We start from the raw sequence: 18,198 nt of genomic DNA, 5'->3' as shown, positions 1-18,198 counted from the left end.
TGTTACGCCTATCCCTTAATGAAGTGGAAAGACGGTAAGGTGTTTTCGCGCATCAGGCGAGTTGTGCGGGCGCGAAAAGGGCTGGCGTAAAGCGGAGAGTCTCGACTAGGGTGCATATACATAATTCAGGAGGACGACATGAGCCGCATATCCTTTACGCCCGACCGGCGGATGTTCCTGGCCGGAACGGCGGCCACCCTGTTCGTGCCGGCCTTCGCTCTTGCAGAGGCGGTGGATTTGAACCTGTTTGTCGGCACCTACAGTTCGGATAGCGCGAAGGGCATCTATCCGCTGACCTATACCGCAGCGACAGATAGCTGGTCGCTGGGAAGCGCCGTGCCGGCCATCGAAAACGTATCGTTTGGTGCCTACAGCCCCGTCTCGAAACATTATTATCTGCTGAATGAAAAGGATGACGGCCGCATTGGTGTCTATGATCAATCATGGACACAAAGCTATGAGGTCTCCAGCCAGGGGGCCGCGCCCTGCTATGCATCGGTCGATCCCACGGGCGGGTATCTGGCGGTCGCCAACTATTCATCGGGAAATATTGTTGTCTTTAAAATCGGTGCGGAGGGCGGTTTGGAACAGCCGCCCGTCAACCGCCAGAACAAAGGGATGGGGCCGAACAAGGACCGTCAGGAGGGACCGCACGCGCACTGGGTGCAGTTTCACGGCGATCATATCTACAGCGTCGATCTCGGCACCGACCGGGTGCTGGGTTACAGCTTCGATGCGGCCAGCGGCCAGGTCGGGGAGGCATTCGAGGCATACCATGCGCCAGGCGGCGCCGGACCACGGCATCTGACCTTCCATCCGGATGGCGTTCATGCGTTTCTGGTGACGGAGCTGAGCAGCGTCGTCATTGTCCTGAAAAAGACTGCAAATGGTCGGTTCGAGGCCATCCAGACGATCAGCCCTTTGCCGGCGGGTTTCACAGGCGAGAGCTTCTGCGCGCATATCACGCTTAATGCAGCGGCTGACCGGCTTTATGTCTCCAATCGCGGCCATAACAGTATTGCCGTTTTCGATGTGGCCGCAGACGCGCACCTGAGCCTGCGCCAGATATCGCCGACGCTCGGCAACTGGCCGCGGTTCTTCGCGCTTTACGAAGCGCAAAAGCGCCTGGTGGTGGCGCACCAGAAGAGCAATGATCTCGTGGTCTTCGCGGTCAATGACGATGGCACTCTGACGCCAAAGGACCAGAAAATCGACGTGTCAATCCCGGTATTTATCGGCGCGGTGGCCTAGACGCCGACCTGTACATGATAGGTTTTCCCGGCGACGATATCGGTAATCGTGTCTCCAGCCATCGTCTGTCCATCGACTGTAAGACCGGGCCTGCCGCGCGTGATCTCGACCTCGAATGTCGCGCCTCGGAAGTGCCGCGTGACCTGTGCCGATGGCCAAGTGGCTGGCAGTTGCGGGCGAATGCGCAGCCCCTCGCGGCAGCCTTTCAGGCCGAACAGCCCTTCGATAACGCTGCGATAAAGCCAGGATGCTGTACCGGTGTTGAACAGGTGCGATGAGCGGCCGGAGGCTTCCGGATGCTGGCGATGCGCGCCGCGGTAATAGTTGGGTACGAAGACCGGCAGTTGCCCGCGCCGCAGGTAATCCTCATCGTTCGGTCCGGTCAGCATTTTGCGCAATAATTCAAACGCTTTTTCCGGCTCGTTCACCTGGTATAGCGAGTAGATATAGAAGATGGCCGCGTGATTATAAACCGAGCCATTTTCCGCCACGCCGGGGAATTTCTGTGTCAGCCGCCCCACGTCCTCGCGCATGTGCGTATAGGCCGGCGCGATCATTTCGACGCCATAGGGCGTTTCCATCTGGTCTGCGATGGCGTCGACCATGCGCTGCTGCTTGCCGGCATCGGCCGCGCCGCTCATCAGGGCGAAGCTCTGCGGATTAAGATAGATGCGGCCTTCGATATCGGCCTTGACGCCGAATTTCACATCGTCATCGGTGATGCCGCGTCCGTACCAGTCGCCATCCCACAGATGGGTGTTCATGGCTTCGTTAAAGGCTTTTGCGGCCGAGGCGAAGGCGCTGCCGTCCCGGCCGTCGCGCTCCAGGATCTGCGACCATAAACGTAAGCTATGGGCGGTGGCCAAAGACAGCCAGCCGGATACGCCCTTGCCCTTCCAGCCAACCATATTCATTGGGTCGTTCCAGTCGCCCTGATCGATAAAGTTCAGACCGCGCTGATCGACCGCTTGCATCAACCATTGATTGGCGGCGGAAATACGGTCGCGCACCGTGCGAGCCTCGCCGGTCTCGGTGTCGGAGACCAGCTCATCAAGCACCGCATAATCATCGGTCTCGTCGAGATAGGCTTCCATGAGCAGAGCCAGCCAGACGCTGTGGTCCGTATGCGGCACCGTATTGATGTATTTCAGCTCGGCCCCTTCATACATGCGGATGCCGTCTGGCATGGAGCCATTGGCGTGCTGCTGGGAGAGGGCCTTCAGCAGGGTCTTGCGGGCCGTTTCCGGCTTGACGTACACGCTGCCGATGGCATCCTGCAGGAAGTTGCGCGTCTGCGGATCGGTGCTCAGGCGGTTGGTGTCGCCGTGATAATAGACCTGGCGCGGCAGCCAGCTATTGACGAAGGCATCGAGATGCGGATCGGGCGTATCCATATCGATCGCTTTCGTGCCGGCCGCGATATAGGCGGCATATGCTTCGCGGGCTTTGGCAAATCCGACTTCGGAGAGATAAAGCGATTTCAGGCGGCTGATCTCGGCCTCATCGAAAGCCGGTCCGAACAGAAAGCGGTGGGTGACGCTTTCGTCTTTCGCCAGATTGTGATCGAACTGCATAGCGGCGATCGGATTTTCATAAAGCGCCACGCCGTCCGACATCTGCACGGCCATGATGGCGTCGGGCTTGTGCAGCCCGCCTTCGCCTTCAAAACGGGCCTGCCGGGTCTCGAAGGCCAGCGGTGCCTGTTCACTCAGCAGGATAACCTTGTCCTTCAGAGTCTTGTTTTTAAAGTAATCTTCGATTTTCTGATAGGGTGTCACGCAATCGGCGACGATGCCACCGAGCGCCGGATCATGGGTGGCCGACTGGTTCATCCAGCTCATCAGGCCAAGCGGGAAGGCGGGATAAAAGCTGACCTGACGATCGCGTTTGCCGGTATTGGTCAGGCGCACTTCCCACAGTTCGCAGGCGTCGTCGACCGGCAGGGTCAGGGTCAGTTCGATGCGCAGGCCGGGACGATCGATCGTCCAGCGAATGTCGGCTGGTGTCACCTCGAATGCAAAGCAATCGACCGGTGCGCGCACGGGTTCATAGGGCGCGGAAAACAGGCTGCCGGTTTCGCGGTCCTTGACGTAGAAGAAACGGCCGGGATGGTGAGCATAGGTGCCTTGTTCCGGCAGCATGAAGTGTTTGGCCTCCATGATCTGAGCGCGGGCGTACTTGCTGGGCTCCGGCTGCATGAACTGCGCCGTGGTGTAACCGCGCGCCGTCATGTGGATCATCATATGCGGGTTCCATAGGAAGCCGGCGGCCAGCGGCAGGGCGGTCGGACTGGTAAGCGTACAGCGGTCGGCGGAGAAGTCTACAAGGCTCACGTTTGGGCTTTCCGTTCGGCAAGGGCGGCCTGGATATCGGCCAAGCGTTTATCGGTCAGGTTATAGAAACACATGATGACGGCGGCCAGCAGGGCCATGGCGCCGGGCACGACACTCACCAGCCAGACAATGCCGGTCTGTGAAGCGCCGCTCTGAGCCTGGTTGGCGACATAACCGAGGCTGGCCAGGACGCTGGCGATGACAAATGAGGCCAGGGCGCCGCCCAGTTTCTGCGAAAAGGTGGCGGCGGCGAAGGTCATGGCCGTGGCGCGGCGGCCGGTCTTCCATTCATTATAGTCGGCGCAATCGGCATACATCGAAAAGGTGAGGGGGGATTTGGGCCCCAGGCACAGGCCGATGGCGATCTGCAATGCGTACATCAGGCCGATCTGGTCCTTCGGGATGAAGACGAACACCGAGGAGAGAACGCCGACCAGCACCATCAGTATGATCAGCAGCCGGCGCTTGTCGATAAAGCGGGTGAGCAGGGGCGTGATTAGCGAACCGGCGGCCAGGGCCCCGCCATATACGGTCAGGAATAAGCCCGTTTGATCGGGGCGGCCAACATAGTATTTGATGTAGTAGGCGCTGGCGCCCATGCGCGTGCTGATCGTGACCATGACCACCAGGGCTAGGACGAACATGATCAGCCAGGGCCGGTTTTGCAGCAGGTCGCCGATATCCTTCCATGGACTGACCTTTTGCTCAGCAACCGGTTCGACGCGTTCGCGCGCGGTCAGGAAGAGGGTAACGAACAGGACGCAGGCGATGACGCCGTAGATGGTCATGGTCAGTTGCCAGCCCAGCACCTCATTGGCGCCGCCAAGCGCCTTGACCAGCTTGGGTGTCATATAGGTGACGAAGGTGCCACCCAGGAAGCCGCCGACGAAGCGGAAACTGTTGAGCTGGGTACGTGCCTGCGGCTCGCTCGTCAGCACGCCGGACAAGGCGCCATAAGGAATATTGATCACCGAATAGATGACCATCATGAGGGCGAAGGTGGCATAGGCGTAGATCAGCTTGGCGGTGGAGTCGAGATCGGGTGTGGTGAAGGTCAGCACGCCGGAGGCCGCCAGCGGCACCGCGGCCCACAAAAGCCACGGGCGAAAACGCCCCCATTTCGTGCGGGTGCGATCGGCCACAGCGCCCATGATCGGATCGGCGAAGGCATCGACCAGTTTTGTGGTCAGCAGCATGGTGCCGGCGGCGGCGGCGTTGAGGCCGAAACTGTCGGTATAGAAGATCAGCAGAAAGGCGCTGATGGTGGTCCAGTAGAGATTGAAGCCGAAATCACCTGAGCCGTAACTGATCTTTTCCAACCAGCCCGGCGGGGCGGCGGCTTTCGCGTCCTGTGTCATCGTTCCCAACTTTTATTATTTGTTGGGTTTGTTTAGCACAGGTGACGACCCTGTCACCTCAGGAATTTGGCGCTCATCTGCCGACAGGTCTCCAGTTCGCGCGTACCGAAGGCAGTGGAGGGCTCGATCTGGCTGGCCTCGTGCCATTCGTTGAACGACACGATCAGTATCCAGTCGGGTTTCGCGGCGATGGCGGCGTTCCACAGGTCGCGGAAGGGCTTGCCGTCCTCACGCTTGATGACCGGACGTTTGCCCTTGCGATCCAGTTGCAGGCGGTCGTCGAAGCCGGGCAGGATGGTGGCGGTGGTGACCTTCGCGCCTTTCTGCGCCCGGACCCAGTCACTGTAGTATTTGGCGCGCCATAGCGCCGGGATCAGGCGAGACTCCGCGCCTTCGAACTGTTGAGAATAGATATGCAGCCCGTCGAAAGCACCCTTGCGCGCCTTGATTTCCTTCAGTGTATTGGCGGTGGCGATGTAACTGATGGCATTGGGCACCTGTTTCTCGATCAGGGCGCGGGCCTTTTGCCAGCCCTCAAGGCCGATATCTTGCATCAGGCGGTCGAAATACATGATGACCGGTTTGTTATCCAGGCGCAGCCAGGCGGGGTGACGCCCATAGGTGCGATAGAGATAAAGCGTATCCTCGGCCACGCCTTCGGCGCTGGCGACCTGTTCGACATAGGCGGTGACCTTCAGCCCCTGCGCGCCGGCGGCATCGAGCACCCGTCGTAACTGGTCATTGGTGCGGTCGGTCTGGCCCCACCACGAGACGATCAGGCCGGTGATGCCGGCGGCCTTGATTTGTGCCATCTGGTGGGCAATCACATCCGGATCGAGGCTGTCATAGGGACCGCCGACCGGATAGTTGGGCGCATCGGCAATGCGTTCATGCGCTGTATCGGGATTGAGCCAGTGAAGATCCTGGCCGGAATGCGCTTTGGTACCGTACCAGCCATAATAGAAGACCAGCAGCTCCTTACGCGGGCGGGCCTGCGCAAGTGCGCGGAATGGCAACAGGGCGGCGGCGGTCAAACCGGAAAGCAGATGGCGGCGGTTGGGCATCATTCGTTTTAATCCTCTTCCGGGGCAGCCTGTTTGCCCTTTTGGGCTTTTTTGCGGATTTCCCTGAGTTTCACGCCCTGGCGCAGAGAGAGCGTACCGTTCATGGCGCCTTTATCGGGGTCGGCGAAGGCCCGACCATAGGTTTTGACGCGTTCGGTGACGCCGTCGATGAAGTCGTTTTCCCACTCGGAGAGTTCGACACCCTGTTCGGCGGCCACACGGCGGGCTTTTTCGAGCGCGCGGAGTGTGGCGGCCTGCACGGCTTTCTTCTGTGCCTTGATCTGGTCGGCAGGGGATTGCGGTTTGGCCTGAAGGGGCTTTTTCGTTTGCAGCCCCTTGGAGCGGCTCATGCCTTTGGCGGGCGTTTTAAACGCCATCATTCCCCTCCGCGCATGAAAAAGCCGTCCTCATGCGCTGAACATGAGGACGGCCTAAGATCAGGTCAACTGTTTTAGCGGTCGCCGATAGCGGTCAGGTACAGGTCGAGGATGGTTTCCTCCTCATCGCGCTTCACCTTGTCCTTCTTGCGCAGGGAAACGACCTTGCGCAGGATCTTGACATCGAAGCCTTCGCCCTTGGCTTCGTCATAGACTTCCTTGATGTCGCCCATGATGCCAGCCTTGTCTTCTTCAAGGCGTTCGATGCGCTCAATGATGGTGCGCAGACGGGTTTGGGCGGCGCCGGAAATGACGTCGTCGGAGGAGAAGGAGAGGGGGGCGTCGTCGGCCATGGCGGATATCCTGTAAAAGCGGTTCGTTTAACCATAGCGGTTGCGAATCAGCTTCTCAACGGTCGCCTTGAGGATAAGTCCCGATGACCTGTGGATTAAAGGCAAGTGCCAGACACGAAAAAACGCTTAAAGCCTGCGCCTTAAGCGTTATTCATATGCGTCTGGGCAGAGGCGTGGTTAGCCTTGCTTGGCCTTGAAGCGCGGATCGGTCTTGTTGATGACATAGACAATGCCCTTGCGGCGCACGATCTTGCAATCGCGGTGACGACCCTTGAGCGACTTGAGCGAGCTGCGGACTTTCATTGGTTTTCACCTGATCTTAAAATAGCTGCGAAGAAGCGGGAACAGGGCAGCACAACCGGGTCGCGCGCTTGGCCAACTTCGTTAGAGGGCGGGTATCTAGGGGAGAGGCCCGGAATTGTCAACGGTGATTTGCCGAAATCGGGTAATTTCCGGTCCCTCACATCATTCTGACAACAAAGTGAGGTTTTTAAGGGCTTGGAAAGCCGGACGCAATGAGGTTAGCTGGCCATCCAGGAAGTTGAGGAAATGCTATGCGGTTACGTTACATCAGCCTGTTCGCCATTCTGACCGCGTGCAGCACAGCCACGCCGCAACCCGAGCCGACGCCCGTTACGCCGCCACCGCTGGCAGCCTCCAGTGCCTCATCGTCTCCCTCCGCCAGTGAGGCAGCCACGCCCGCACCTGTGCCCGCCCCGACAGCGCCCCTGCCGGCCAATGCGACTTTTGATGACTGGAAGCAGAGTTTCATAACCAAGGCGGCCGGACAGGGGTTCGATCCTCTGTTCACGGCGCAGGTTCTGAGCAATGTCACGCCCCAGGCCAGCGTGACCTCGTCCGATTCGCAGCAGCCTGAGTTTTCCAAGCCGGCCAGTTCCTATATCCGCCAGGCCGTGACAGATTCCCGCTTCGCCGCCGCCCGTGCGCGGCTGGATGCCAACCCCAACGTGCCGGAAATCGTGCGCACGTCCGGCGTGCCGGCTGAAGTGCTGGGCGGCATCTGGACCATGGAAAGCGATCTCGGCCGCGTACAAGGCAATATAGATGTGGTCTCGGCGCTGGCGACGCTGGCCTATAACGGCCGCCGCCGCGACTGGGCGGAAAGCGAACTGATCGCCTGCCTGAAAATCCTGCGCGATTCCGGCATCAGCCGTGACACGCTGAAAGGTTCTTGGGCCGGCGCGATGGGACAAACCCAGTTCCTGCCGGACAATTATCTGACCCTGGGCGTTGACGGTGATCATGACGGCAAGGTCGATATCTGGGGGTCGGATTCCGACGCCTTGGCCTCATCGGCAAACCTGCTGGCCAAGGCCGGCTGGAAACCTGACGAAGAATGGGCCGTCGAGGTCATGCTGCCGGTCGGGTTTGACTACTATCTGGCCGAAACGGCGAAAAAGACACCGACCGAATGGGCGGCGCTTGGTGTCAAGCGTGCTGATGGGGGCTACTGGAAACCGGCCGAAATGAACGAAAGCTCGACCATTCTCCTGCCTTCGGGGGCGAAGGGGCCGGCCTACCTGGCGCTGCCCAACCATTATGTTATCCGCAAATACAATAATTCAACCGCCTATGCCCTGGCGGTCGGTTTCCTGGCCGATGGCATTGCCGGCAAGCCTGGACCGGTGACGCCGTGGCCGGTCGAACAGCCACTCAGCCTCAACCAGCGCCTCAAATCGCAGGAAGCGCTCAAGGCCGCCGGCTTCGATCCGGGCGTGATCGACGGCGTGATCGGTGTCGGCACCCGCAGCGCCATTCGGGAGTGGCAAAGGGCCAACCACCTGACGGCGGACGGCTATCTCAGCTTCGACCTGGCCAACCAGTTCGTCGTCATGACCGGTGGCGTGGCTGAAACCCGGTAACCTGGCACGCGAAAAGTTAAAAAACGCGGTTAATGGCTAACGCCCCTTTAAGAATTGGTCACCATAGTCAGGCTTATAAACGAGTCGCTGGGTGTTCCTCTAAATGTTTCAGATTATCGGTATTGTCTGCCTGTTCGCCATGGTGTTCGGCAGCTACATCATTTCCGGCGGCAATATGGCGCCGATTCTCCACGCCCTGCCGCACGAACTGATGGCCATTGGCGGCGCCGCCATCGGCGCCACGCTGATTTCCAACAGTGTCACCACCCTGAAGGGCATGGGCGGCGGCATGGGAAAGGTGTTCGGCGGCACGAAATGGAAGGCCAGCGACTACCGCGATCTGTTGTCCCTGCTGTTCCTGCTGACCAAGACCATGAAGTCGAAAGGCGTCATCGCGCTGGAAAGCCATATCGAAAAGCCGCATGACTCGACGATTTTCAACCGCTTTCCCAAGATCGTTAAGGATCACTTCGCTACGGATTTCATCTGCGATACGTTGCGTATGATGACCATGAACCTTGAAGACCCGCATCAGGTCGAGGACGCCATGGAAAAGCAGCTTGAAAAGCACCATCACGAGGCCCTGCATCCGGCCCACGCCATGCAGTCCCTGTCTGACGCCTTGCCGGCGCTGGGTATCGTCGCGGCCGTTCTGGGGGTGGTCAAGACCATGGGCTCGATCACCGAGCCGCCGGAAATTCTCGGCTCCATGATCGGCGGCGCGCTGGTCGGAACCTTCCTCGGCATCCTTTTGTCTTATGGCCTGGTCGGACCGTTCGCCGCCCGCATGAGCGGCGTGATTGAGGAAGATTCAGCTTTCTACAAGATTATCCAGTCCGTCCTGGTGGCGCACCTGCATGGCAATGCGGCGCAGATATCGGTGGAAATCGGCCGCGGCAGTATTCCGTCTCCGCTGCAGCCAAGCTTCCTGGAAATGGAAGAGGCACTCAACAATATCCCGGCAGAAGGGGCGGCTGCCTGACCAACTTCATCAACAGGCAATGCGGATATTGTTCGATCCGTATGATTCGCCGCATTATGATCACGTTTTTTGGCCAGTTTCTCCGTTAATACTGATTAACGTGGTCGTTTTTCGCCAAAAATACCTCATTTTCGATGAAAAAGATGCATTTAGTTGCAGAGGTGATCACAGTTTTGTGAAATAAACTCTTGCGGGACTCGGTCAAAATAGGTATGAAAAGGCTCGGGCCTGGGTGTCAGCTCCTGGCGCTCTATTTTAGGAAATAGGATCTGATCGCATGACCTCCAAGATCGTTCGTACCGCCCTGGTTGCCGCTGCTGCCGTCGCCGCCCTGTCGGTTGCCGCCTGCCAGAAGCCCGCCGCTACTGAAGAAATCCCCGCCTCGGAAATGGCGCCTGAAGCCGCTCCGGCCGACGCCACCGATTCGTCGGCTGCCGTTGATGCCGCCGTCGCCGCTTCGCCCGCCGCTGCCGAAGCTTCGGCTTCGCACTAATCACAAGATTTGCCAGGAGTGCGCAACACTCCCGGCAATAGGTTCAGGAATGGTCCTGCACCTTCAAACTATCAAAGGGAATTGATCCATGACCTCCAAGATCGTTCGTATCGCTCTGATCGCTGCCGTTGCCGGCGCTGCTCTGTCCGTCGCCGCCTGCACCCCGAAGGCCCCGACCGAAGAAGCCGCTTCTTCGGAAGCCGCCGTTTCGGACGCTGCCGTTTCGGAAATGGCTCCGGCTTCGGAAGCCGCTTCGGAAGCCGTTTCTTCCTAATCATTCGCCTTCGGGCATTTGATGTGAAAAGGGTCGCCTTTGGGTGGCCCTTTTTTATTGCCTGCGCTAGAAGTGGGCATGACTGCCTCTAACGATCCCGAACTCTATTTCGCCGAGGACGGCGCGCCGCGGTCTGGCCGTTTCGGTGACATCTATTATTCGCTCCAGGATGGCCTGAGTGAATCCCGCGCCGTTTTTCTGGCGGGCTGTCATATGCCGGATGTCTGGGCCGGTCGAAGTGACTTTACCCTGCTCGAACTGGGCTTCGGTACAGGGTTGAATATCGCCGCCGTCATGGCGCTATGGGCCGAAACGCGGCCAACCGGCAGCCATCTGCACATCTTTTCCATCGAGGGCTTCTTGGTGAGCGCCACCAATGCCGGCAAGGCCCTGGCGGCGTGGCCCGAACTGACGCCTTTTGCGGATGCCCTGCTGGCGCAATGGCCCCAAAAAAGTGAAAAAAGGGCCCGGCGCGGCTTTCACTATATGGATTTTCCCGAGTGGGGCGTCAGCCTGACGCTTGGGCTGATGGATGTCCGCGCCGCCCTGACGGCCTGGGAGGGCAGGGCCGATGCGGTCTTTCTCGATGGCTTTTCGCCGGCGCTCAATCCCGACATGTGGGCGGACGATGTCTTCGCGTTGGTCGCCGACCGCACAAAGGGCGGTGCGCGCCTGGCCACCTTTACCGTGGCGGGCTTAGTGCGGCGCGGGCTTCAGGCAGCCGGTTTCACCGTTGAGAAGCGTCCTGGTTTCGGACGCAAGCGGGAACGCCTGGAGGTGGTGCGCGCCGGCAAAACATCACCTGCGGCCTCGCGTCCGAAAAAGCTGGCGGTTGTCGGCGCCGGTATTGCCGGATGCGCCCTGGTTCATGAAGCGCGGCATCTGGGGCTGGAGGTCGATCTTTTCGAGGTCGAGAGCGTTGGCGCTGGCGCTTCCGGTAATGCTGCCGCGCTTGTCACGCCGCGCCTCGATGCCGGTGACAATGACATATCGGCGCTTTTCGCCGATGCTTTCGCCTACGCCACGGCGCTTTACCGGCAATTGTGCCCGCAGGCCATTTTGGGGGAGGGCGTATGGCAATGCGAAGCCACGCCGAAGGACGTCTCGCGCTTTGAACGGATTGTCCGGCAATCCGGTTTCGCCGAAGGCGACCTGAGCCTGTTTGCTGCGGGAGAGGTGGCGGATATACCGCAGGCTTCGGGCATAGGTCTCAACACGGCCTTGTGGGTCAGGCCTGTTGATATCCTGTCGGTGCTTCGGGGATCGAAAAACAGCATACAGGCATGTATCACCGGCCACAAACTGACAGAGGCGGGATGGCAAGTTGAAACCTCATCGGGTTCGGTTCATGCCGGGTATGATGCGATCATTTTCGCTTGCGGAGATGGCATTTTTGATCTGGCGGATTACCGGGCCCGCTATGATCTGCGGCCGGTACGCGGGCAGGTCGAAATTGTATCTGACACAGTGCCCCTGCAAAGCGCCACGAGTTGGGGCGGCTATGCCATTCCGCTGGCGGATGGCTTCCTCTTCGGTGCCACCCACGAACGCGAAGACCGAGGAGTCGATGTGCGGGAAGCCGATCGTGCGCGTAATCTTGACAGCCTCGCCAGGGCCATGCCTGAGCGCGCTGCCCGTGTCGCCGCCGGTCCGTTCCACTCCCGCGCCTCCATTCGGGTCATGACGCGCGACTATCTGCCGGTTGTTGGCGCGGTCGATGAAGGCGTTTATCTGTTGACCGGTCTGGGTGCGCGTGGGTTCTGCCTGGCGCCTTTGCTGGCCAGGGCCTTGCTAAATCAGATTATCGGCGTACCGTCCGCCCTGCCGCGCGCGGTAAAAAATTTGCTCGATCCGCGACGCCTTTTGCCGCGGGGCGACGTATAAATATTATGTTCATTCTGCGTTCAGCTTCGAGAGCCTATCCCTTGTCATAAGAGGTGTTGTCATGAAGAAGTCGACCTGTTTCGCCGCCCTTTTCGCCGCCGGGCTCGGTGTCATAGCCGTGGGCGGTGTGGCGCTGGCCTCGGCTGGCCGGCCGGCGCCGGATAACAGGCCCGCCCGTGACCCGAGGGCTTGCTTCGATTCCTCACAGGTACGCAGTTTCCAGACGGAAAAGGATGACAAGATCATCATTATTTCCAACTGGAACGAAGCTTATGAATTGACCATGACGCCGGCCTGCATTGGCCTCGATTCCAGTTTCCGCATCGGTATCAAGTCGCGTGGCAGCGGCCTGAACGATATCTGCGGCCCGTTCGATGGTGAGATTGTTTACAGCGACATGGGCGACCGGCCGCTCAAAACCTGTCCGATACAGGCCGTGCGTCACCTGACGCCGGAAGAGGCGGCGGCCTATGGCATCAAGCCCAAGGCCGAAAAGCCCAAATAATCACAGAACAGAGGGAATTGGATGATGGCGAAGAAAATCTATATGGCGGCGTTTGCAGTCGCGGGCCTGATGGCCGGCGGTCTGATCGTGACGGCCTGTGCCGGCACGCCTCCAGCGGGTGGTGATCAGGTATCGGCCCAGGCGAAGGTTACGCCGAAGTGCCTGGACGCCCGTAATATCGGTCGCAAGCATGTGGTCGATGATCATACGCTGCTGGTTTACGATACCTGGGGCAATCCATACAAAATGGACATCGGCGGTCCCTGCAAATCGATGACCGATTTCTCGCAGATCGGTTTTGAATTCAACGGCACCAATCAGATTTGCCAGCCGCATGACGCCATGATCCTGCGGTCGGAAAATGGCGAGCGTCCGGTGAAATGCCTGATCAACAGCGTTGAACCGATCACCCGTGAAGACGCCAAGCTTCTGGACAAGGACAACTAAGGTGCGCAATCCAAGACTGATATTGGCGGGCGGGGCGGCGGTTCTGGCCGTCGTCATCGTCGGCTGCGCGGCCACGTCTCAGGTTGAACGGACGCCCAACCCCGGTGTCCGTTCGGTAGCGGCGAACCAGTGCGTCTCATCACCGCTGGAAACCTCCACGGTGATCGATCGCCAGACCCTGCTTCTGGTCGATCGCAGCGGCAATTCGCTGGTCATGCACATGACCGGTCCATGCATGACGAAGAACGAAGCGATCAAGCTGGAATATCGCGGCAGTACTCGCGTCTGCGGACCGCTCGATGTCGATATCACCGGCGACATAACAACCGCCATACCCATGCACTGCATGGTCGATACGATCGAGCCGCTGACCAAGGAAGAGACACTGGCCTATCAGAAGGCACATTAAAAAAAGCCGGAAGCAGATCGTTTCCGGCTTTTGGTAACAGAAAAGATAATGTTCCGGGGCCAGGGGCCGTGCCCCTGGTCAGTCGTTGTCCATCTTGAGGGCGGCTATGAAAGCTTCCTGCGGGATTTCGACCTTGCCGAACTGCCGCATCTTCTTCTTGCCTTCCTTCTGCTTTTCCAGAAGCTTCTTTTTACGCGTGGCGTCGCCGCCGTAGCACTTGGCCGTCACGTCCTTGCGCAGGGCGCGGACGGTTTCACGGGCGATGATGCGGCCGCCGATGGCCGCCTGTATGGGGATGACGAACAGGTGTTGCGGGATCAGTTCGCGCATCTTCTCGCACATGCCGCGGCCGCGCATTTCGGCGCGATCGCGGTGAACCAGCATGGAAAGCGCATCAACCGGTTCGGAATTGACGAGGATCGACATCTTGACGAGATCGCCCTCGCGATAGCCCTCGATATTGTAGTCGAACGAGGCGTAGCCCTTGGAGACTGATTTCAGGCGGTCGTAGAAGTCGAAGACGACTTCGTTGAGCGGCAGGTTATAGACCACCATGGCGCGGGTGCCGACGTAGGAGAGATCGACCTGCTCGCCGCGGCGATCCTGGCAGAGCTTGATGATGGCGCCGAGATAATCGTCCGGGCAGAAGATGGTGGCCTTGATCCACGGTTCCTCGATATGGTCGGTCTTGACCGGATCGGGCATGTCGGCGGGATTGTGCAGGTCGATGACCTCGCCGTCGTTCATGTAGATCTTGTAGACGACCGAAGGCGCGGTGGCGATCAGGTCGAGATTGAACTCGCGGCTCAGGCGTTCCTGGATGATTTCCAGATGGAGCAGCCCCAGGAAGCCGCAGCGGAAGCCGAAGCCCAGGGCGGCCGAGGTTTCCATCTCGTAGGAGAAGCTGGCGTCATTGAGGCGCAGTTTGCCCATGGCCGAGCGCAGGTCTTCGAAATCGGCGGCGTCAACCGGGAAGATACCGCAGAATACGACCGGCTGGACTTCCTTGAAGCCCGTCATAGCGGCGGCGGTCGGCTTGCGCTCGTCAGTGATGGTGTCGCCGACGGCAGCATCGGAGACTTCCTTGATCTGGCCGGTGAAGAAGCCGATCTCGCCCGGACCGAGGCTCTCGACATCGGTGGCCTTCGGCATGAAGACGCCGAGCTTATCGATCTTGTAAGTGGCGCCGGCGTTCATCAGCTTGACCATCTGGCCCGGCTTCATGCGGCCATTGAAGACACGCACGAGAACTACAACGCCGAGATAGGGATCGTACCAGGCATCGACCAGCAGGGCCTTCAGCGGCTCGTTTTCGTCACCCTTGGGCGCGGGCAGGCGGGTGACCACGGCTTCCAGCACATCCTCGATGCCGAGACCGGACTTGGCCGAGCACAGGACGGCATCCGAGGCGTCGATGCCGATCACATCCTCGATCTGGGCGCGGATACGCTCCGGCTCGGCAGCCGGCAGGTCGATCTTGTTGAGGACCGGGACGATCTCGTGATTGTTGTCTATGGCCTGGTAGACATTGGCCAGGGTCTGGGCTTCGACGCCCTGCGAGGCATCCACCACCAGGATCGAGCCTTCACAGGCGGCCAGTGAGCGCGAGACTTCATAGGCAAAGTCGACGTGCCCCGGCGTGTCCATCAGGTTCAGCACATAGGTTTCGCCGTCATGGGCCTTGTAATTGAGGCGGACGGTCTGGGCCTTGATGGTGATGCCGCGTTCGCGCTCGATCTCCATATTGTCGAGCACCTGTTCCTTCATCTCGCGCGCGGTGAGGCCGCCGGTATATTGAATCAGGCGGTCGGAGAGAGTGGATTTGCCGTGGTCGATATGGGCGACGATGGAAAAATTGCGGATCTTGGAAAGGTCTGTGCTCATGCGGGTGCCGATAGCATGATGCGCCGCGAAAAGAAAGCCAAGCTGCAGGCACTCCTGAGCCAATTGTGTTTAGGTTTAGAACGTCATATTTGTTTTAAACTGATGGGGAGGAGCGAATGTCCTGGTTCTTGAAAAAAGCGGACAAGATTATTGAGCCGTCTAAAGAATGGGATTTCTATTTTTGTAGGTTGATAACAAGCCTGCGTCTGTTTTCGTAGACCTGGGGCGTAGGAATACCATTCCTTCCAAGGGGTATGAGTATATGGCCTATCTCAGGCTCTATATGAAGCAACCGAGGAAAGACGGCTTGTCGAGCAGTGAAGAATATCAAGCGCTTTGTGATTTTGAAGATCGACTGGAAGTGAGCCTAACCGCCAAAGCCGGAATGTTGTACGTCGGTCGTATTACACATGATGGTGTCCGAGATTTCTATTTCTATGTGAAAGAACCAAACGTTTTCACCAGGACAGTAAAGGGTTTTATGGGGGGCTTTACAGGATATGACTATGAAACAGGCGACAGGTTGGATGCCGATTGGTCAATCTATAGAGAATTTTTGTATCCGGACGCCAAGGCCTATCGAACGATTCTCGATCGCCGCGTTTTGGAATCCCTGAATGCACATGGAGACAACGCAGTCGTCCCGCACAAATTGGATCATCGTGTGTATTTGATGGCAGAGGGGCAAGCGCGTCCTTTTATCGATCAAATCCTGACTTTGGGGTTTCAACTCGAAGGCCATGAAGACAATGGAGATGGTGTGACTGTCGATTTTTTCAGAACTGACCTTCTGCAAAACATTGATGAATTGACAAACGAACTTGAAGACCTAGCTGAGACTTTCGGCGGAACCTATGATGGCTGGGGAACGGAAGTTATTACCGCTTAACCACCTATTTCAAATTTAGGGATTGCGGGAATCCCCTAATTGTCCCCTTATGTCGTCCAGTGGCTTACTGACGGAAATCCTTGTGAGTGTGGGCTTATGAAAACGAGTGTTTTTTGCTTATCCGTCCTGTGCGGCCTGGTCGCCACGCAAAGTCTGGCGCAGGATGCCACGGCGACCGGTGGTGGTGTTCACTGCGCGCCGACAGCCGCGCCGGTTATTCCCGATGGAACCCGTCTTTATACGCGTGATGGCGATCTCAGCCAGGCCGGCGAATATCCGCAGGTGGCTAAAATCAGCGCCATTGAAGGTCAGGCCCAGGTCGATTGCCAGATCGGCGACGATGGCGGTCTGACACAATGCGTGGTCGCCGCCGAAAGTCGTCCCGGCTACGGTTTGGGCGAAGGGCTGGCGGTCACAGTCCTGAAATGGGCACAGACCGACACCAGCCAGCCGGGACATCATGCCGGTGACTGGCTACGCTTTACCACCAACTGGAAACTGCCGGGCGGGCAGGCCGCCCAGCAACTGGCCGGCAGCCGTTAATTTTCAAACAATTTCAAATCCACGGCTTCCGCCATGGCCTGATAGCCGGCGGAGGACGGATGCAGGTGGTCGCCGCTGTCATAGGCTGATGACAGGCGGTCGGGTTGCACAGGGTCGCGCAGGGCGGCATCGAAATCGATCACGGCATCGAAGGCGCCCGAGGTTCTTATCCAGCTATTGATCGCCTGACGGTCGGCCTCGTTCAGAGCGTCGGGGTGATAATAGTCCATCCCAATGAAGGGTGTGATCGTGCCGCCGTAGATTTTCAGGCCGTGGCTGTGAGCCTTGGTGACCATTTGCAAATAGGCCACCTTGAGGCGGGCCACAAGGTCATCATGCGCGGCTTGCGTCACGGGGGCATCGCGCGTTAACACGCCGAGATCGTTTACGCTTTCCAGCACAATGACATATTTCACGCCGCTCTGACTCAGCACATCGCGGTCGAAGCGCGCCTGGGCATTCGGCCCCAGGCCATCTAACAGGAGGCGATTGCCGCCGATGCCGGCATTGAGCACGGAAACCGGCCTGTCCTTCAGGCGGCGGCCGAGGAAATCCGGCCAGCGCGTGTCGCTGTTGGGCTTTATGCCGTAGCCGTCGGTAATCGAATCGCCGAAGGCCACAACGGCGGCTTTCGCCGATCCGCTTTCAATATCCAGGCCGGCTATAGTGAACCAGTGATCGAACTTTTTCGCTTCAGGGAGGTCGGCATCGCTGACGTGGTCGCCGGGCACCAGCCAGGAGGTGGTGCGTGAACCGGGATGGCCGGTCTGTGGTTGCGGCAGTCCTGTCGGCATATGAAAACTGATAGCGAGGACAGACTGATCGGCCACGGTTATTGAAATCGGATCGGAAATATAATCGGCGCCGGCGGGAATGACGATATCGTTCAGGCCGCCGAAGGTGACGGGGCGGTCGCTCGCCGGATCGATAGCCGAGCCACCGGTTATCGTCGCTCGCGCGATATGAACATTGCGCAGGGATAGCGGTTCGGTGCCCGTGGCATTGGAGAGGCGCAGGCGGATCATATCGCCGCCCTTGGCGACCCGGATCGTCTGGCGCAGGGTGGCGTCAGTCGCATCGGCCGGGGAGAGGGCGCTGTCGGCGCCGGGTGTCATTTGTGCGGTGGACCAGACCGTCACCCACTGTGACTGAGATGTCTTGGCATGGACCGGACCGACGAGGGCTAAGGGCAGCGTCAGGGCCATAGCCGCGGCAAACAGGCAGCGACGCGTCAATCCGAACGGGGCCATTTCAATCTCCCAATGATAT

Annotated in this window: 19 protein-coding genes and 1 pseudogene; 12 read left to right on the top strand and 8 right to left on the bottom strand. The window is 59.0% G+C overall.

Going from position 1 to position 18,198, the window contains the following annotated elements:
* Positions 1-138: 138 nt before the first annotated feature.
* Positions 139-1,251 (top strand): lactonase family protein, encoded by a 1,113-nt coding sequence (locus BLO49_RS03205; RefSeq protein WP_090644083.1) that lies wholly within the window; start codon positions 139-141, stop codon positions 1,249-1,251.
* Here BLO49_RS03205 and BLO49_RS03200 read toward each other — a convergent pair.
* The 6 genes from BLO49_RS03200 to ykgO all read right to left on the bottom strand — a co-directional run bounded on the left by BLO49_RS03200 (position 1,248) and on the right by ykgO (position 7,039).
* Positions 1,248-3,584: a GH36-type glycosyl hydrolase domain-containing protein gene (locus BLO49_RS03200; RefSeq protein WP_090644081.1), complete on the bottom strand. Its 2,337-nt coding sequence runs from the start codon at positions 3,582-3,584 to the stop codon at positions 1,248-1,250. The genes BLO49_RS03205 and BLO49_RS03200 overlap by 4 nt on opposite strands.
* Positions 3,581-4,942 (bottom strand): MFS transporter, encoded by a 1,362-nt coding sequence (locus BLO49_RS03195; RefSeq protein WP_090644079.1) that lies wholly within the window; start codon positions 4,940-4,942, stop codon positions 3,581-3,583. The genes BLO49_RS03200 and BLO49_RS03195 overlap by 4 nt, the downstream gene beginning before the upstream one ends.
* A 53-nt stretch (positions 4,943-4,995) precedes the next feature.
* Positions 4,996-6,009, bottom strand: coding sequence for a glycoside hydrolase family 71/99 protein (locus BLO49_RS03190; RefSeq protein WP_090644077.1), 1,014 nt, complete (start codon positions 6,007-6,009; stop codon positions 4,996-4,998).
* Positions 6,010-6,014: 5 nt separating this feature from the next.
* Positions 6,015-6,383: a hypothetical protein gene (locus BLO49_RS03185; protein ID WP_090646045.1), complete on the bottom strand. Its 369-nt coding sequence runs from the start codon at positions 6,381-6,383 to the stop codon at positions 6,015-6,017.
* Between the two features lie 74 nt (positions 6,384-6,457).
* A complete protein-coding gene (gene gapR / locus BLO49_RS03180) occupies positions 6,458-6,736 on the bottom strand; it encodes a nucleoid-associated protein GapR (protein WP_090644074.1) in 279 nt (92 codons plus the stop codon).
* 177 nt (positions 6,737-6,913) lie between these two features.
* Positions 6,914-7,039, bottom strand: coding sequence for a type B 50S ribosomal protein L36 (ykgO, locus tag BLO49_RS03175; RefSeq protein ID WP_090644072.1), 126 nt, complete (start codon positions 7,037-7,039; stop codon positions 6,914-6,916).
* A gap of 251 nt (positions 7,040-7,290) precedes the next feature.
* On the opposite strand from ykgO, the gene BLO49_RS03170 reads away from it, so the two are divergent.
* From BLO49_RS03170 to BLO49_RS03135, 8 genes are all read left to right on the top strand, one after another.
* The gene (locus tag BLO49_RS03170) at positions 7,291-8,619 is read left to right on the top strand and encodes a lytic murein transglycosylase (RefSeq protein ID WP_090644070.1); all 1,329 of its coding nucleotides are present in this window, start codon (positions 7,291-7,293) and stop codon (positions 8,617-8,619) included.
* Between the two features lie 103 nt (positions 8,620-8,722).
* Positions 8,723-9,601, top strand: a complete 879-nt coding sequence (gene motA, locus BLO49_RS03165) for a flagellar motor stator protein MotA (RefSeq protein WP_090644067.1) — start codon at positions 8,723-8,725, stop codon at positions 9,599-9,601.
* Between the two features lie 277 nt (positions 9,602-9,878).
* Positions 9,879-10,094, top strand: coding sequence for a hypothetical protein (locus tag BLO49_RS03160; RefSeq protein WP_090644065.1), 216 nt, complete (start codon positions 9,879-9,881; stop codon positions 10,092-10,094).
* A gap of 88 nt (positions 10,095-10,182) precedes the next feature.
* Positions 10,183-10,368 carry a hypothetical protein gene (locus tag BLO49_RS03155; protein WP_090644063.1) on the top strand — a complete coding sequence of 62 codons (186 nt, stop codon included), beginning with the start codon at positions 10,183-10,185 and terminating at the stop codon, positions 10,366-10,368.
* 78 nt (positions 10,369-10,446) lie between these two features.
* Positions 10,447-12,252, top strand: a complete 1,806-nt coding sequence (gene mnmC1, locus BLO49_RS03150) for an FAD-dependent 5-carboxymethylaminomethyl-2-thiouridine(34) oxidoreductase MnmC1 (protein ID WP_090644061.1) — start codon at positions 10,447-10,449, stop codon at positions 12,250-12,252.
* A 61-nt stretch (positions 12,253-12,313) separates the two neighbouring features.
* Entirely contained in the window at positions 12,314-12,757 is a 444-nt protein-coding gene (locus BLO49_RS03145) for a DUF6491 family protein (protein ID WP_090644059.1), read from the top strand.
* A 21-nt stretch (positions 12,758-12,778) separates the two neighbouring features.
* Positions 12,779-13,204 (top strand): DUF6491 family protein, encoded by a 426-nt coding sequence (locus tag BLO49_RS03140; protein WP_090644057.1) that lies wholly within the window; start codon positions 12,779-12,781, stop codon positions 13,202-13,204.
* Between the two features lies 1 nt (position 13,205).
* Positions 13,206-13,613 carry a DUF6491 family protein gene (locus tag BLO49_RS03135; RefSeq protein WP_090644055.1) on the top strand — a complete coding sequence of 136 codons (408 nt, stop codon included), beginning with the start codon at positions 13,206-13,208 and terminating at the stop codon, positions 13,611-13,613.
* Positions 13,614-13,691: 78 nt separating this feature from the next.
* Here the strand turns inward: BLO49_RS03135 and lepA are convergent, their stop codons facing one another.
* Entirely contained in the window at positions 13,692-15,497 is a 1,806-nt protein-coding gene (gene lepA, locus BLO49_RS03130; RefSeq protein ID WP_090646043.1) for a translation elongation factor 4, read from the bottom strand.
* A 199-nt stretch (positions 15,498-15,696) separates the two neighbouring features.
* Here lepA and BLO49_RS18655 point away from each other — a divergent pair.
* The 3 genes and pseudogenes from BLO49_RS18655 to BLO49_RS03120 all read left to right on the top strand — a co-directional run.
* Positions 15,697-16,047, top strand: a pseudogene (locus BLO49_RS18655) (DUF695 domain-containing protein); the annotation flags it as partial.
* On the top strand, positions 16,021-16,386 hold the full coding sequence (locus tag BLO49_RS18650; protein ID WP_281187216.1) for a ribonuclease E inhibitor RraB: 366 nt from the start codon (positions 16,021-16,023) through the stop codon (positions 16,384-16,386). The pseudogene BLO49_RS18655 and the gene BLO49_RS18650, both read left to right, overlap by 27 nt.
* Before the next feature lie 96 nt (positions 16,387-16,482).
* Positions 16,483-16,929, top strand: a complete 447-nt coding sequence (locus tag BLO49_RS03120; protein WP_090644050.1) for an energy transducer TonB — start codon at positions 16,483-16,485, stop codon at positions 16,927-16,929.
* Here the strand turns inward: BLO49_RS03120 and BLO49_RS03115 are convergent.
* A complete protein-coding gene (locus BLO49_RS03115) occupies positions 16,926-18,179 on the bottom strand; it encodes an SGNH/GDSL hydrolase family protein (protein ID WP_090644047.1) in 1,254 nt (417 codons plus the stop codon). The two genes, BLO49_RS03120 and BLO49_RS03115, sit on opposite strands and share 4 nt — an antisense overlap.
* Between the last annotated feature and the right edge of the window lie 19 nt (positions 18,180-18,198).

It is taken from the genome of Asticcacaulis taihuensis (assembly GCF_900100255.1).
GTDB lineage: Bacteria > Pseudomonadota > Alphaproteobacteria > Caulobacterales > Caulobacteraceae > Asticcacaulis > Asticcacaulis taihuensis.
This window is presented reverse-complemented; position numbering and strand designations above follow the sequence as displayed.